A 15776-nucleotide genomic window follows, 5' to 3' on the forward strand; every position below is an offset into this window, starting at 1 on the left:
ACGGGTATGAGCATCAAACTTCGACGGACACTGCTGGCGGTCCTGGCCCTCGTGGCCGCCTACACAGGGGGATGGGCCTACTTCGCGCCGGAGAACTGGTACGCCAATTTCCCGGGCTTCGGGCTCAGCTGGCTGCCGCAGCTCGGTCCGTACAACATGCATCTCGCGATGGACGACGGCGCCATGTTCCTTGCCATGGCGGTCCTGAGCCTTTTCGCCATCCGGTACGCACACAACATGCTGGTGGTGCAGATCACGGCCTGCACCTGGCTCGTGTTCAACGTCCTGCACTTCACCTTCCACATGCGCCATCTGTCGGTCTACAACACCATGGACAAGATCCTCAACGTGGTGGCGCTCAGCCTGCTTGTTCTGATCACAGTCGCTCTCTTCGCGAGACAGTCCGAGGGAGAAGTGACGCGGGAAGAGTCTCGTAAGCCCTCCGTCGGAAGCACCTCCGGAGAACGCTGACTCCGCATCGGCGCGTATGTGATGTGTTCGATGCCTGGGAAGCTCATCCACCCCCCTCAGGTAATGCCCCTCGGACCTGCCATCCCCGTCACTCTGATTGCAACGTTCTGACCCGCTTGCTACGAAACCCCGCACGTCAGGCCATCAAATGCTCCACATGCATGAATCTCGCGGGCTTTAGGCATTGGACGCATGCTTCGTCTGCGTCGACTCTGGTTGCATCCATTCGGAGATCCGACAGGGAGTCGAGAATGAAGACGAGGTGGAACGCCGTGGAAGGGCAGCTGGAGACGAAGGCCCGCGGGCGTGCCGTCCTGGCCGATCCCCGGCTGAACCGCGGTACGGCGTTCACCCGTCAGGAGCGGCGGGAGCTGGATCTCGTGGGGCTGATGCCGCCGCAGGTCCTCACCCAGGACCAGCAGGCGGTGCGCGCCTATCAGCAGTACCGGGCGCAGCCGAGCGACCTGGCCAAGAACGTCTACCTGACCGCGCTTCACGACCGTAACGAGGTGCTGTTCTACCGGCTCCTCGGCGATCATCTCGCCGAGATGCTGCCCATCGTGTACACCCCCACAGTCGGCACCGCCATCGAGCGCTACAGCTACGAGTACCGCCGCCCCGCCGGCGTCTACCTGTCGGTCGACACGCCCGAGGACATCGAGCGGTCTCTGACGGCATCTGGGCTCGGTCCGGGCGACGTTGACCTGATCGTGGCCACCGACGGCGAGGCCGTTCTCGGGATCGGCGACTGGGGTGTGGGCGGCATCGACATCGCCGTCGGCAAGCTCGCCGTCTACACCGCCGCCGCAGGCATCGATCCGCGTCGCACACTGGCGGTGATGCTGGACGTCGGCACCAATCGTCGGGAGCTCCTCGAGGACCCGCTGTACCTCGGCAACCGGCATGAACGCGTCGACCAGACGGCCTACGACTCCTTCATCGACTCCTATGTCACCACGGCCACGAAACTCTTCCCGGGCGCCATGCTGCACTGGGAGGACTTCGGCCCGGCCAACGCCCGTCGTGTCCTGGACCGTTACCGGGAGACGGTCTTCACATTCAACGACGACATCCAGGGCACCGGGGCCGTCAACCTCGCCGCCCTGCTCGCCGGTGTCAAGGCCAGCGGCATCCCCCTGACGGATCATCGCGTCGTCGTCTTCGGTGCGGGCACCGCCGGTATCGGAGTCGCCGACCAGTTGCGCGACGCCCTCATCGCCCACGGTCTCTCACCCGAACATGCCGCCGCCCGCATCTGGGCCGTCGACCGATACGGACTGCTCACCCAAGGCCAGCACGGCATGCGCGACTTCCAGACCCGCTATGCCCGTCCGGCGGTCGAGGTGGCCGACTGGCAGGGCGCCGACGACCCGGGCGGGATCCCGCTCGCCGAAGTGGTCGGGCGGGTGCGGCCGACCGTCCTGATCGGCACCTCCGGCCAGGGCGGCGCCTTCACCGAGGACATCGTCCGCACGATGGCCGCACACACACGGCGCCCGATCATCCTGCCCATGTCCAACCCGACCCGCCTGGCCGAGGCCGTCCCCGGTGACCTGCTCGCCTGGACCGACGGCCGCGCCCTGATCGCCACCGGCAGTCCCTTCGACCCGGTGGAGCACGACGGAGTCACCTACCGGATCGGGCAGGCCAACAACGCCCTGATCTTCCCCGGTCTGGGGCTGGGCGCCATCGTCGCCGGCGCCGATCGTGTCACCGATCGCATGCTCGCCGCGGCCGCCGACGCCGCGGCCGGGCAGATCGACGACACCGGCCCCGGTGCGCCCATCCTGCCCCCCATGGACGAACTGCACGAGACGTCGGTGGCTGTGGCGGTGGCCGTGGCACGCGCCGCCGCGCGCGACGGTGTGGCGCATCGTCCCGTCGACGACACCATCGAGCAGCGTGTGCGTGCCGCCATGTGGATCCCGGCGTACCCACCGATCAAGGCCGTCTGAACACGCTCTTGCTCGCAGTGACGGGCACCCGGAGAACCGATGGGCGGTCGAGCGGAGCCGCCGACGACGAATGCCCTTCCACGGCCGGAACCACGGCCGCTCCTTGGCCATCGCACCACGAAAGGTGGAACAGCCCCGCATGACACCGGCGATGCGGACCGGCCCCGGCCCCTCATCGGGAACGCCCGCGCCGGCACGACTGCTGCGCGCCGTCGGCCCGCCGCTCTCCTCGTTGCCGCTCGCAGCGGCGGTGCGGGGGGCCGTCGCGCTCGCCACTCCGCTGCTCGTAGGCGTACTGACGGGTTGGGTCGTGCCTTCGGTGATCGCGGCCATCGGTGCCCTGTGGGCCGTGGGACAGGACGGTTCGGACCCCTACCCGTCGCGGGTGGGGCGGTTCGTCGCGCTGGGCTTGTCGGCCTCGCTGGGCCTGGCCGGCGGTGAACTCGCGCTGCGCAGTGGGCCGTCGGCGGTTGTGACGGTCTGTCTGGTCGTGGCGGCGCTGGTCGCGGGGGCGATCGGTCTGCGCGGGCGGATCTGGTCGGTGGCGGGCATGCACCTCCTGCTCGGCGTGACGATCGGCGGCGGGATCCCGGTTCCGGGGCCCTGGTGGCAGGCGCCCATCGCTCTGTTCGCGGGCGTGAGCTTCGTCCTGGTCCTGTCGGCGGCCCCTTGGCTGTGGCAGCGGCACCATATCGAGCGTGCCGCTCTCCTCGCCGTATTCCGGGCGGCGTCCACCGCGTTGGCGGCGGCCGGTACTCCCGGTGCCGCCGAGACCCGGCGGCACCTCACGGACGCCCTCGACAACGCCCACCAGACGATGGACCGACACCTGACGAGCTCCCGGCGTCAGCCGCCCGACGCGCGGGTCGAGCCGCTGCTTCGGGCGTTCCGGCTCGCCGTCCGCCTGGGCGAGGCGGTGACCACACTCCAGTGGGAGGCACGCCCGCTCCCGGCAGTCGTGAGCAGGGCGCCGCTGGTGATGTCCGCTCGGCTGCTGCCGGTGCGTAAGGACAGGGCCGTCGTCCCCGTGCTGCCGGACTTCGGGCCGCACTCACCAGGACTGCATGCCCTCGCGCAACTGAGCGTGGCGGCGGACGCGGAACGGGTGGACACCGCCTTGGCCGCCCCGGCCTCTCCACGCCCGACCCGGCAGGCACATCTTCGGTACGCCGTCCTGCTCGCCCTGTGCGTACTGGCCGCGCAGGTGTGCGCCGACCTCCTGCACAGCCCTCGCGCCTACTGGCTGCCCATGACCGTTGCCTTCGTGTACAAGCCGGACTTCGGACCGGTGTTCCGCCGGGCGTTGAACCGATGTGTCGGAACGGTCGTCGGTGCGGCGGCCATCGGGGCGGTGTCGACGGCGGTCCACGGCACGCACGCGATCATCGGCGTGGTGGCGTTCTTCGGTGCGCTGATGGCCGTCGGGGTGCGCCATCACTATGCGCTCGCCACCACGGGTCTGACGGCCGTGGTGTTCGTCCTCGTCGACCTGCTGGGTGATCACCGCGCGCTCTACGGTGCGCGCATGCTGGACACCGCGCTGGCCGCCGCCCTGGTGCTCGTCGTCCACTTCGTCGCCTGGCCCCGCTCCGCCGTCAGCCGTGCGGACAGCCGGACCCAGGCGGCGCTCGCCGCCGCCCATCGCTATCGGGACCTCTCCCCCACCGTCGGCCCCGATCGGCGTCACGCCCTGCGTCGCGCCGCCTACCGCCAACTGGCCGACGCACGCAGAGCCGCAGTTCACGCCCGCCGTGAGCCGGTCCTGCGCGGAGCGGAGCCACCGGACTGGGAGAGGGCCATCACATCGGCGGAAGAGCTCTGCGACGCCGTGACCGCGCGCGCTCTGCATGCCGCACCCGGTCCTGCGGCGCAGACCACTGTGACCGTCGCTTCGAGCGACGCGATGTGAGAATGAGGAAATGGATCTCCAGGTGCTGCGCTCCTTCCAGGCCGTGGCCGAGGGTGCGACGGTGACCGATGCGGCGGCGGAGGCGCACATCACCCAGCCGGCCCTGTCGCGGGCCTTGAACCGGCTGGAGAAGGAGGCCGGTGCCGAACTCCTCCAGCGTGTCGGCCGTGTCCTCCAACTCACCCCGGCAGGACGTGTGTTCAAGGAGTACGTCGACTCCGTGCTGGACAGCTACGACCGCGGTCTGCGGGCCGTCGCCGAGGTCGTCGACCCGGACGCGGGGGTCGTGTCGGTGGCCTTTCTGCACACTCTGGGCACATGGCTCGTCCCCAGACTGGTCACGGGCTTCCGCGAGTCAGCCCCGAAAGTCCGGTTCGAACTCCATCAGGACGGTGAGATCGGCCTGGTGCAGCACCTCCTCGACGCCACCGCGGACCTGACCATCACCAGCAAGGATCCCGGCCACCCGTTGATCGCGTGGCGTCGCCTGCTCGTCGAACCGCTCTGGCTCGCCGTCCCCGCGCGCCACCGCATGGCCCAGCGCCAACGGGTCCGCCTGGCCGAGGTCGCCGAGGAACCCTTCATCGTGCTCAAGACCGGCTACGGGCTGCGCAGCGTCACCGAGACCTTGTGCCGTCAGGCGGGCTTCACGCCTGTGGTCGGCTTCGAAGGCGAGGAGGTCGAGACCCTGCGCGGGCTGGTCGCGGCCGGCCTCGGCGTCTCTTTGATCCCCGCCTCGTCCGGGACCACGGCTGCGGAAGGCAACCCGCTCCTGCCCATCCGCTACTTGGAGGTGACCGATGTCGACGCCGCCCGCGACATCGGCGTCGCCTGGCTTGCCTCGCGCACCCTCCCACCGGTTCCACGGCGGTTCATGGACCACGCGCTGAGTGCCACCGCCGACAGTCGCGGACCACTCGCGCCCGGGGTGTGACGGGAGCGGCCCCGGAGCCCGGTGAAGCGCCGCGGCGTCGGAACGCGGAGCATGCCGTCATTCACCATGCTTTCGGCCTTGCCGGGATGTGCCCTCGCCCGTGTACACCGTCCCGGATTCCGGAGGGTCGATGGCGGCGGCTTCCAACTCCTCCCAGGCCCGGGAGGGAAGGTCCCGCCCAGCCCAACGGGCCGCGGAGCGTACTTCCTGCGGCGTACGGAATCCGGGGACGACACTTGCCACGGCGGGGTGCCGCAGCGGAAAGCGGATGGCCGCGTGCGGCAGCACCGTCGCGTGGCGGCGGCAGACCTGCGCCAGGGCGCGGGCTCGGGCCAGCAGGTCCGGAGGTGCCGATCGGTAGTCGAAGGAGGCGCCGTCCGAAGGATCGGGGTCACTGAGGAGGCCGGAGTTGAAGGGTGCGGCAGCGACGACGGAGACCCCCCGGTCGGCGCACTCGGTCAGGAGCGGCAGCGCGGTCCGGTCGGCGAGGGTCCAGCGGCCGGCCACCATCACGACGTCCACGTCGGTCTCGATGACGAACCGCATCAGGGGTGCGACCGAGTTCATGCCCACGCCGACGGCTCCGATGACGCCCTGTCGTCGCAGTTCCGCGAGGGCGGGCAGGGCCTGTGCGACGGCGGTGTCCATGTGCTCGTCCGGATCGTGGAGGTAGACGATGTCGATGCGGTCGACCCCGAGCCGAGCACGGCTCGCCTCCAGACTGCGCAGAACTCCGTCGCGGGAGTAGTCGGCCCGCCGGGTCAAGGCGTCGGGCACGGCGAAACCACCTGCCGGCAGATCGGAGCCGGTGGGGTGTGGATTCGGCTCCAGCAGCCGGCCCACCTTGGTGGAGATGGTGAATTCGTCCCGTGGCCGATGCGCGAGTGCCCGGCCCAGTCGGAGTTCGGACAGTCCGAGCCCGTAGTGCGGAGCCGTGTCGAAATGCCGTACTCCCTCGGCCCACGCGGCCTCGATGGTGGTGAGTGCCGCGTCGTCGTCGACGGCGCGGTAGAGGTTGCCCAAGGGGGCCGCGCCGAAGCCGAGTCGGCTGACGCGAACCCGGGTGCGGCCGATCGTGCGTGCGTTCATATGTCCGTTCCGTACCAGCGTGCCGCCGTGCCGCCGTACACTTGGGCGCTCTCGTCGGGGCTGAGTGCTGCCGTCAGCGATTCGGCGACGGTCACGGTGCCGGTGTAGTCGGTGGCACGCAGGCAGACGGGCCAGTCTGACCCGAACATCAGCCGTTCGGGGCCGAGTTGTTCCAGGAGTACATCGGCGTAGGGGCGCAGGGACGGTCCGTGGGGCGCCGGGGCGCGGGTCACCAGGCCGGACAGTTTGACGGCGATGTTGTCGCATTGGCCGAGTCCGGTCATGAGGGCCGCCCAAGGTTCCAGGCCGCCCGGTTCGACCTCGGGGTTGCCGGCGTGGTCCAGGACGAAGCGCACATCGGGCATCTCACGTACGGTCCTTACGGCCGCGGGCAGTTGGTCCGGACGGACGAGCAGGTCGTAGGCGAGTCCCGCCGCGCCCACGGCGGCCATACCGCGACGCGCGTCCGGGCGGTTCAGCCACTGCGGGTCCGGCTCGTCCTGGATGCCGTGGCGGATGCCGGCGAGGGCCACTCCGCCTGGATGCTCGAGCAGTTCGGAGAGGTGGTCGGTGATCCCGGGATCGGTCAGGTCGGTCCAGCCGACGACGGCCAGGATGAGCGGGTCTCGGTCGGCGAGGGTGAGGAGTTCAGGGGTTTCCTCCGGGATCGGGAGAGTCTGGACGACCACGGTGGCGTCGATGGCGGATCGGTGCAGTTCCGGTCGTAGGTCGTCCATGGTGAAGCTGCGTCGCAGCACGGGGATCGTGCGGGTCCAGGGCTGGTCGCGTACGTCCAGGTCCCAGAGGTGGTGATGAGCGTCGATGCGCACACTCGGTCCCTTGTGTCGCAGGTGTGGATGGATGGCCAGTGGTCCGTCGCGTTCGGGTTTCGCCCGGCGCCGGGGTCGCCGGTCCCGTGCTCCGTCGGCGACTGCCATCAATCGAGGTGGAAGACCTCCTCGGCCGGCGCCCACCACTCGCCGTCCGCGGCGCTGTCCAAGGGCTGCTGGCAGGGGTCGGTGAGCGCCCACCAGGCACGGCTGACCGGGTCGTCGGCGATGGCGGCGGTGTCCGCGGCGTAGTTCTCGCCGCTGTACTCCAGGTAGCTGAAGAGCAGTCCGTCCCGCAGGAAAATCGAGTAGTTGGCGATGTGGGCCCGTTTGAGCGCTGCCTGCACTCCGGGCCAGCAGTCGGCGTGCAGCCGGCGGTATTCCTCTTCCTTCTCCGGCTTCAGCCGGATGACCGCTGCGAATCGTTGCATGTGTCAGCCCTTCGAGCGCCGCCTCAGGCCGGCCCCGCCTTCCGGCGACGGCCGGGGCCGTGCCGGTGACGGAGGCGGCCGCCGGGGAGGCGAGATGACAGATGGCGGCCTCGTCCCGCCGTCTGGCGACGGGAACACGCCTCAAGTAATCAGACTCATTTGACGTCCGGAGGTTGGCCGGACCGGACGGACCATAGGCATCTCCGAGCTCGTCGCGCAATCAAGTGGACGCCACTCAACGGCTTTTATCGGTAAAATCTCTTCATGATCCCTAAGTCGGGGAGTTCCAGGGCCATATCGATGAGTATGACTCTTGCCGGGCGCTCCTCGCGGTGCCATAGTGACCCCTCAAATGAGTCTGATTCATTGTGGACCTGGAGGGTGTTCCCGTGTCTGAAGAGCGCATGGTCTCGGCCAAGAACGGCGGTGCGACCGGGCGTTACCGGCCGGGATACGAACTGGTCGCCGAGCAGCTGCTCGCCTATATCGGCGAGCAGGACCTGCGGCCCGGTGACCGGCTGCCCACGGAAGCCGGGCTCGCCGAGATCCTCGGAACCTCGCGCAACGTCACCCGCGAGGCGGTCAAGGTGCTCGCCGCCCTCGGACGGCTGAGCGTCCGACGAGGGGCGGGCATCTTCGTCGCCGAATCACCAGGCGGCCTGGCGGAAGATCACCTGACCCACTTTCAGCCCACCAGCATGGAGCACGTGCTGATGCTCCTGGACTACCGCACACTCATCGAGTCCGAGACGGCACGCCGGGCGGCGGCCCAGGCCACTCCGATCGAGGTGCGCGACATCAGGGAGCGCGCCGAACGTTCCCTGGACGCCGGCCGGGAGAACAACGTCGACGCCTTCGCCGCGGTCGACAAGCAGTTCCACGACGCCGTCGGTGTCGCCGCCCACAATGTCTTCCTGCGGTCCAGCGTCGCCAACGTCCGGCGCCTGGCCGCCCAGTCCGATGTGCTGCTCTTCCACGGTGACACACCCGGATCCCTGGAGGTGGCGGGCCATCAGCACGTGGCGATCGCAGGGGCCATCGCCTCCGGAGACCCGGACCGGGCCGCCGAGCTGATGGGCGAACACATCGCGACCACACGGCACCAGTTCGAGCGCCGCATCCGCGACCGCCTGTTCAACGTGGCGCCCCGAAACGACGCCGCCGACGCCTCGGAACACCCGGACGGCGTCGGCCCCACCGATACCACCCCGCCGGTGACTTCCGCATCCTGACCGAAGGTCCCCGGCGGGGCCCAAGGAATGAGCCGTCCATTGCCTGGACGACCCTGCCGAGTTCCGGGTCGTCCACTTCCTTCACCTCGCCAGGCGATTGGATTCCCATGTCCATGTCCTCACCTCCTCCTCGCCGTTCACGACGAAGAAGCGCGCTCGCGGCCCTCTCGCTGGCCGTTGCGGCACTGCCGCTCACAGCGGTCCAGGCCCGGGCGGCGGCAGACCCGGGGCCGCCCCCGCTGAAGGTCTACGTCTCGCCCGACCACGGCCGTGACACCGGAGCGGGCAGTGCGCGGCATCCGTTCAAGACGCTGGAACACGCACGGGACTTCGTACGTGGCATCAACCGCGACATGCACCGCGACATCGATGTCGAGCTGTTGTCGGGCACCTACCGGCTGTCCGACACCTTCACCCTGACCTCCCGCGACTCGGGCACCAACGGCCATCGCATCGTCTACGAGGCGGCACCCGCGGCCTACCCCGTGATCAGCGGTGGCACCCAGGTCACCGGCTGGGCCCCGGTCGACGCAAGCCACAAGGTGTACAAGGCGCACGTGGGCGACCTCGACACCCGACAGCTGTACGTCAACGGCGAGTTGGAGACCCGAGCCCGCGGTCAGGAGAATCCGCCCGGCTTCTCCAAGACGTCGACCGGTTACAGGATCACCGACACCGGCCTGGACACGTACAAGAACCAGTCCGACATCGAGGTCGTCAGCAAGTGGGGCTGGATGATGATGCGCTGCCCCGTGCAGTCCATATCCGGCACCGCGATGACCATCCAGCAGCCCTGTTTCCACAATGCCAACCTCCACGAGGGTCAGGAGATCCAGAACCCGACCTGGCTGGAGAACGCCCGGGAGCTGATGGACACCCCGGGTGAGTGGTACCTCGACAAGAGCGAGGGCACCCTCTACTACATGCCCAGGGAGGGCCAGGACCTCTCGGCGGCGACCGTGACCGTGCCCCGGGTGCAGGACCTCGTGGACCTGAACGGGACCGCGGGCCACCCGGTCGCCAACGTGTCCTTCAAGGGCATCACCTTCTCCTACTCGACGTGGCTCGCTCCGAGTTCGGACGACGGGTTGATCGAGGGGCAGGCCGGCTTCCGCATCGTCGGCGACGACAACCCGGACTTCGACTCCACCCGTCTGAAGTGGGTCAAGACCCCGGGCGCGGTCAACATCAGCCACGGCCACGACGTCGACTTCGAGGACAACACCTTCACGCACCTCGGCGCGGTCGGCCTCAACCTCAACACCGGCACCCAGCGCACCGGGATCAGGGGCAACGTCTTCAAGCAGATCGCCGGCACCGGTATCCAGGTCGGCGGCACCGACGTCATCGACGCCCACCCCGACGACCCGCGGGACATCACCAAGGACAACACCGTCGACAACAACGTGGTCACCCATGTCGCCGACCAGTACAACGGTTCGCTCGGCATCTTCGCCGGCTACACCGACCACACCGTCATCAGCCACAACAAGGTGTACGACCTGCCCTACAGCGGCATCTCGGTCGGCTGGGGCTGGGGGCTGACCGACAAGGGCGGCGACAGCAACTACCCGGGCAACTCGGGAGTACCCGTCTGGGACACCCCGACCACGGCACGGGACAACAAGATCACCGACAACGAGGTCAGCGACATCATGAAGTCGCAGGCCGACGGCGGCGCGATCTACACACTCAGCGCAAACCCCGGCGGGATCGTCTCCGGCAACTACATCCGGAACATTCCCGAGCATGCCTACGGCGCGATCTACCAGGACGAAGGCAGCCGCTACTGGCACACCACCGGCAATGCCTTCTGCAACATCGCCTACCAGTGGCTGCTCCTCAACCACGGCATGGACATCACAGCCGACTACAACTTCACCACCACGCCGAAGTTCAGTGCCCAGTTCAACAGCACCGACGACACGATCCTCAACAACGCCACCGTCGACGGCTGCGATCAGCTTCCCGCGTCCATCGTCGACAACGCCGGTCTCCAGCCGCGCTACCGGCACCTCGACCCCGATCCGGAACCCGGTGACCACAAGGCACCGACCGCTCCCGGCAAGCCCGGCGCCGTCACCGACTTCCCCACCGTGGCCGGCCTGACCTGGCCGGCGGCGACCGACGACACCGCCGTCACCGGCTACGCGGTCCACCAGGACGGCAAGCTCGTCAGCGCCTCCAAGGGCACCTCCGTGCGCGTGCCGAACCTGACGGCCGGCAAGAGGTACACCTTCACCATCACCGCACGCGACGCGGCGGGCAACGAATCCCAGGCGAGTCCGCCGCTCACGGTGACCATGCCGTCGGGCGAGGACCTGGCGCTGCACAAGCCGTTGACGGTTTCCTCCTACTCCGATCCCAACACCCCCGAACTCGCCGTCGACGGCGACCTGTCCACCCGCTGGGCCCAGGGCCTCGGCCTGCCCGACCCGTCCTGGATCCAGGTCGACCTGGGGGCGCAGTACGACGTCTCCGGCGTGATCACCACGTTCGAGAAGAGCAGCGGTTACAAGTACCGCATCGAGGTCTCCCCCGACGAGGCGCACTGGACCATGCTGGACGACCACACCGGCAGTGACACCACCGAGCAGACCGACTACTCGGCTTCCGCCAAGGAGACCGACGGCCGGTATGTGCGGCTCACCGTCACCGGATCCAACTTCAACGGCGGCAGCATCTACGAACTGCAGGCGTACGGTTCCGCCCTGCCGCCCAGCGGCGATCACACCGCACCGAACGCCCCGGCCCGTCCCCAGGTCACTCCGCTGCTGCCCAGCGTCGCCGACGTGAGCTGGTCGGCCGCACCGGACGACCAGGGCGTCACCAGCTACGTCGTCTACCAGGACGGCAAGCGGATCGCCGTCACGGACAAGACGCAGTTGCGGGTCAGCGGCCTGTCCCCCGAGAAGCAGTACACCTTCGCCGTCGTGGCGAGAGACGCCGCGCTCAACGCCTCCGAGCCCGGTCCCGGAGCAGCGATCACCATGCCGGCCGACACCGACCTCGCCCTCAAGGCGCCGGTCACCGTCTCCTCCTTCTCCGATCCCAACACCCCCGAACTCGCCGTCGACGGCGACCTGTCCACCCGCTGGGCCCAGGGCCTCGGCCTGCCCGACCCGTCCTGGATCCAGGTCGACCTGGGCAAGGTGACCACCGTCTCCGGCGTGGTCACGACGTTCGAGAAGCCCAGCGGCTACAAGTACCTCCTGGAGTACTCGGCCGACGGTGTCCACTGGTCGACGTTCGAGGACCACACGGCCGACTACACCGCCGCACAGGCGAACTACTCCCTCACCGACTCGCCGGTGGACGCCCGTTACCTGCGTCTGACCGTCACGGCCTCCAGTTGGAACGGCGGCAGCATCTACGAGCTGCAGGCCTACGGCGGCTTCTAGGCCGCCGCGGCCCCCTCCCGGCCTGTAGTACTCGACCACAGGAACAGAAAGCGCCAATGAAGATCACACATGTCGAAGTCCACCCGATCGACGTCCCCGCGGCCGACCCGCCCTTCTTCTGGCGGCAAGGCCTCAGCGGCAGCGCCCCGGTGGGCGACGGCGCGGTCCTGCACATCGGCACCGACGAAGGCGCCGAGGGGGTGGCGGTGTTCGCGCGGCCGGGAGCGGCCGTCACCCTGCGGGATCTGGTCGACCGGGTCTTCCGGGAGGAACTCCTCGGAGCGGACCCCTTTCAGCGCGAATGGCTCTGGCACCGTATCTGGGAACTCGACCGCATCCATGAACTGCCCCTGCCCGCGCTGGGCCTGATCGACGTGGCGCTGTGGGACCTGGCGGGACGGGTGCAGAACCGCCCCGTGTGGCAGTTGCTCGGCGGCTTCCGCGACGCCATTCCCGCCTACGCCTCCACCTCCACCTTCGCCACCACCGACGAGTTCCTCTCCGTCGCCGACCAGTGCCTCGAACTGGGCTACCGCGGCATCAAACTGCACGCGTGGGGCGACGCCCGCAAGGACGGCGCTCTGTGCCAGGCCCTGCGCGACCGTGTCGGCCCGGACATCCCGCTGATGTACGACGGCTCCGCCGGCTTCGATCTCCCCGACGCCATCTACCTCGGCCACGCCCTGGCCGAGGCGGACTACCTCTGGTACGAGGAGCCGATGCGCGAGTTCAGCATCAGCGCATACCAGCGGCTCGCCTCCTCCGTCAGCGTCCCGCTGCTGGTCGCCGAGACCTCAGACGGCGCCCACATGAACTCCGCCGACTTCATCAAGAGCGGAGCCGCCACCTTCGGGGTACGGGCCAGCACCACCCTGCGCGGCGGCATCACCGGTGCCATGCGCACCGCCCACCTGGCCGACGCCTTCCGGCTGCGCGCCGAGGTGCACGGCTCCGACATCCCGAATCACCACCTGTGCATGGCCATCTCCAACACGACCTTCTACGAGTCGCTGGTCACCTCCACCACCGTCGTCCGCGAACGTCACGTCGACGACCGGGGACTGGTGCACGCACCTGCCGGGCCCGGCATCTCCCTGCCCCTCGACTTCGGCTACGGCAACGGGCTCCAGCGGTTCGTGGAACAGCCCCGCTGACTCCGCCCCACCCGACTCCGCACGATCCCGAACCACGAAAGGCAAGACGATGACGTCTTCCCGTTTTGCAAGAACCGGCCGGCGTGCCGCATCGGTGCGTGTCCTGGCCGCGGCCTGCACTCTGGCCTCCGCCACCGTGCTGGCCGGATGCGCCAGCGCCGACCCCTCCACCGGTCCGGCCGCCAAGGGCGGCACGTCCGCGTTCAAGCCCGTCGCCCAGAAGTCCGGCGCGCAGATCACCGTCTGGGCCGACTCCACGCGCCTGCCGTCCGTTCAGGCGTACCAGAAGTCGCACCCTGACGTGAAGATGAAGATCGTCACCTACGACGGCGGTGCCGACGGCTCGACCTACCTCCAGACGAAGGTCCAGTTGTTCGACCGCACCGGCGAGGGCTGGCCCGACGTCGTCTTCGGCACTCCCACGGATGTCACCTGGGCCTCCGCCCCCACCAAGCCCGGTGCCACCCCGTTCGCCGCGCCGTTGGACGACAAGCTGGTCCCCAAGAACACCCTGGACGGCTTCGCCAAGGGCTCACTGACCCCGTGCCAGTTCAACGGACACACCTACTGCATGCGCAACGACATCGCGCAGGTCGTCCTCTGGTACAACAAGTCCCTCATGGACAAGTGGGGTTACCGGCCCCCCACCACGTGGGCGGAGTACGAAGCCCTGGGACAGAAGGTCGCCAAGGACCACCCCGGATACCTCGTCGGCTCCGTGGGTGACACCAACTCCCACGAGTCGTACTTCTGGTCCAGCCAGTGCCCGGCGTTCAACCTGACCAAGGCCGACACTCTGCGGGTGAACCTCCAGGACCCCAAGTGCACCCGGATGGCGACGCTGCTGGACAAGCTGATCTCCGCCAAGGCCGTCACCACCCAGGGCTTCTTCAGTCAGGGCTTCGCCAAGAACAGCGGCTCGAAGGTCCTGATGGCCTATGGCCCGTCCTGGTACGGCCAGTATGTGTTCAAGGCCGCGTTCCACACGCCCGCCAAGCAGATAGCGGCGGCACCGCCCCTGACCTGGCCGGGCGAGACGACCGCGAGCACGGGCAACGTCGGTGGCGGAGTCTGGATGGTCTCCTCGCACAGCGCCAACCTCAAGGCGTCCACCGACCTGGTGACCTGGCTGACCACGTCCAACGAGAACCAGGCCTCAGCCCCCACATACCCGGCCTATGCACCTGCCGCCAAGGCGTGGCTGGCGAACCCGGCCAACAGCAACTATTTCGCCGACGACGTCAGCGGGCCCTTCCAGCAGGCGGCCGACGAGGTGTGGACCGGTTGGTCCAACACCAAGTTCTCCGACGCCACTTCCTGGTCGAGCGTCGTCCTGCCGGCCCTGACCGGTGGCAAGTCGCTCGTATCGACACTGCCGGCCTGGCAGAAGGCCATCAGCGACCAGGCCAAGGCCAACGGATACAAGGTGACCGACCGATGACGCTGCTGGACTCCCAGCCCGTCGCCGTCGCCGCCCCACCCCGCCACGGCGTACTGCCGCGGCGGCGGGGCGGCACCGCGGGCTATTTCTTCGTCGCCGGCTACACCCTGCTGCTGCTCGTCTTCGGCGTCTTCCCCACCGGCTACGCCTTCTACCTGGCGTTCACCAACGACCATGGCCAGTTCACCGGCATCAACCAGTTCACCAGGGTCGCGCAGGACTACCGCTTCCTGCCCGCGTTCGGCCACATCCTGGTGTACCTGCTGCTCTGGCTGGTGGTACTCGTGGTGCTGACGGTGCTCACGGCCGTCGTCCTGCGCAGCCGTCTACGGACATCGGTCTCCGCGCTCCTGCGGTTCCTCTACTACATCCCCGGCGCGCTCGCGGGGGTGGCGAGCGTCCTGGTCTGGCTGTTCATGCTCGACCCGGACGTCAGCCCCGTCTCGTGGCTGCTGAGAGGGCTGGGGATGGACAGCTTCGCCGCCGTCCTGTCCCCCAGCAACCTCCCGGTGATCTTCATGTTGATCGCCTTCTGGACCGGTGCCGGAGGCTGGATGGTGGTGATGTACGGAGCGCTGAACAACATCCCCGACGAGGTGATCGAAGCCGCCCGCATCGACGGTGCGGGGCCCTGGCGCACCGCCTGGTCCATTCAGATCCCCATGATCCGGCAATGGATCACCTACATGACGATTCTCGCCTTCGCCGCCGGCACCCAGCTGTTCGTCGAGCCGCAGTTGCTGCAGACCGCCAGCCTGGGCAGGGTCAGCCCGACCTGGTCCCCCAACCAGCTCGCCTACGTCTACGCCTTCCAGCAGGGCGACTTCAACGGCGCCGCCGCCATCTCCGTCTTCCTCCTGGTGCTGGGCCTGCTGTGCGCCGGGCTGCTGGTGTGGCGTTCGAACATGTTCACCTTGGATGAGAAATGA

General features: G+C 68.5%; 12 protein-coding genes. 9 read left to right on the top strand and 3 right to left on the bottom strand.

The window, feature by feature from the left end:
- The first annotated feature begins 6 nt into the window (after nucleotides 1-6).
- The 4 genes from RCR19_RS40745 (at nucleotide 7) to RCR19_RS40760 (ending at nucleotide 5269) form a co-directional block, all read left to right on the top strand.
- Nucleotides 7-471, top strand: a complete 465-nt coding sequence (locus RCR19_RS40745; protein ID WP_331270140.1) for a hypothetical protein — start codon at nucleotides 7-9, stop codon at nucleotides 469-471.
- A gap of 251 nt (nucleotides 472-722) precedes the next feature.
- Nucleotides 723-2426 carry an NAD-dependent malic enzyme gene (locus RCR19_RS40750; protein ID WP_331270141.1) on the top strand — a complete coding sequence of 568 codons (1704 nt, stop codon included), beginning with the start codon at nucleotides 723-725 and terminating at the stop codon, nucleotides 2424-2426.
- Between the two features lie 139 nt (nucleotides 2427-2565).
- Nucleotides 2566-4335: an FUSC family protein gene (locus RCR19_RS40755; protein WP_331270142.1), complete on the top strand. Its 1770-nt coding sequence runs from the start codon at nucleotides 2566-2568 to the stop codon at nucleotides 4333-4335.
- A 10-nt stretch (nucleotides 4336-4345) separates the two neighbouring features.
- Complete coding sequence (locus tag RCR19_RS40760) at nucleotides 4346-5269, top strand: LysR family transcriptional regulator (RefSeq protein WP_331270143.1); 924 nt, start codon at nucleotides 4346-4348, stop codon at nucleotides 5267-5269.
- A gap of 57 nt (nucleotides 5270-5326) precedes the next feature.
- Here the strand turns inward: RCR19_RS40760 and RCR19_RS40765 are convergent, their stop codons facing one another.
- The 3 genes from RCR19_RS40765 to RCR19_RS40775 all read right to left on the bottom strand — a co-directional run bounded on the left by RCR19_RS40765 (nucleotide 5327) and on the right by RCR19_RS40775 (nucleotide 7619).
- A complete protein-coding gene (locus RCR19_RS40765) occupies nucleotides 5327-6358 on the bottom strand; it encodes an aldo/keto reductase (protein WP_331270144.1) in 1032 nt (343 codons plus the stop codon).
- On the bottom strand, nucleotides 6355-7188 hold the full coding sequence (locus tag RCR19_RS40770; RefSeq protein WP_331270145.1) for an amidohydrolase family protein: 834 nt from the start codon (nucleotides 7186-7188) through the stop codon (nucleotides 6355-6357). The genes RCR19_RS40765 and RCR19_RS40770 overlap by 4 nt, the downstream gene beginning before the upstream one ends.
- 107 nt (nucleotides 7189-7295) lie before the next feature.
- Nucleotides 7296-7619, bottom strand: coding sequence for an L-rhamnose mutarotase (locus RCR19_RS40775; protein WP_331270146.1), 324 nt, complete (start codon nucleotides 7617-7619; stop codon nucleotides 7296-7298).
- Nucleotides 7620-8023: 404 nt separating this feature from the next.
- Between RCR19_RS40775 and RCR19_RS40780 the strand changes: the two genes are divergently transcribed.
- From RCR19_RS40780 to RCR19_RS40800, 5 genes are all read left to right on the top strand, one after another.
- On the top strand, nucleotides 8024-8851 hold the full coding sequence (locus tag RCR19_RS40780; RefSeq protein ID WP_331270336.1) for an FCD domain-containing protein: 828 nt from the start codon (nucleotides 8024-8026) through the stop codon (nucleotides 8849-8851).
- Nucleotides 8852-8964: 113 nt separating this feature from the next.
- Nucleotides 8965-12252, top strand: a complete 3288-nt coding sequence (locus RCR19_RS40785; RefSeq protein WP_331270147.1) for a discoidin domain-containing protein — start codon at nucleotides 8965-8967, stop codon at nucleotides 12250-12252.
- Nucleotides 12253-12308: 56 nt separating this feature from the next.
- Entirely contained in the window at nucleotides 12309-13406 is a 1098-nt protein-coding gene (locus tag RCR19_RS40790) for an enolase C-terminal domain-like protein (protein ID WP_331270148.1), read from the top strand.
- 49 nt (nucleotides 13407-13455) lie between these two features.
- Nucleotides 13456-14847: an extracellular solute-binding protein gene (locus tag RCR19_RS40795; RefSeq protein WP_331270149.1), complete on the top strand. Its 1392-nt coding sequence runs from the start codon at nucleotides 13456-13458 to the stop codon at nucleotides 14845-14847.
- Nucleotides 14844-15776, top strand: a complete 933-nt coding sequence (locus RCR19_RS40800) for a sugar ABC transporter permease (RefSeq protein ID WP_331270150.1) — start codon at nucleotides 14844-14846, stop codon at nucleotides 15774-15776. The genes RCR19_RS40795 and RCR19_RS40800 overlap by 4 nt, the downstream gene beginning before the upstream one ends.

It is taken from the genome of Streptomyces sp. WAC07094 (assembly GCF_036320405.1).
GTDB classification, from domain to species: Bacteria; Actinomycetota; Actinomycetes; order Streptomycetales; family Streptomycetaceae; genus Streptomyces; species Streptomyces lannensis.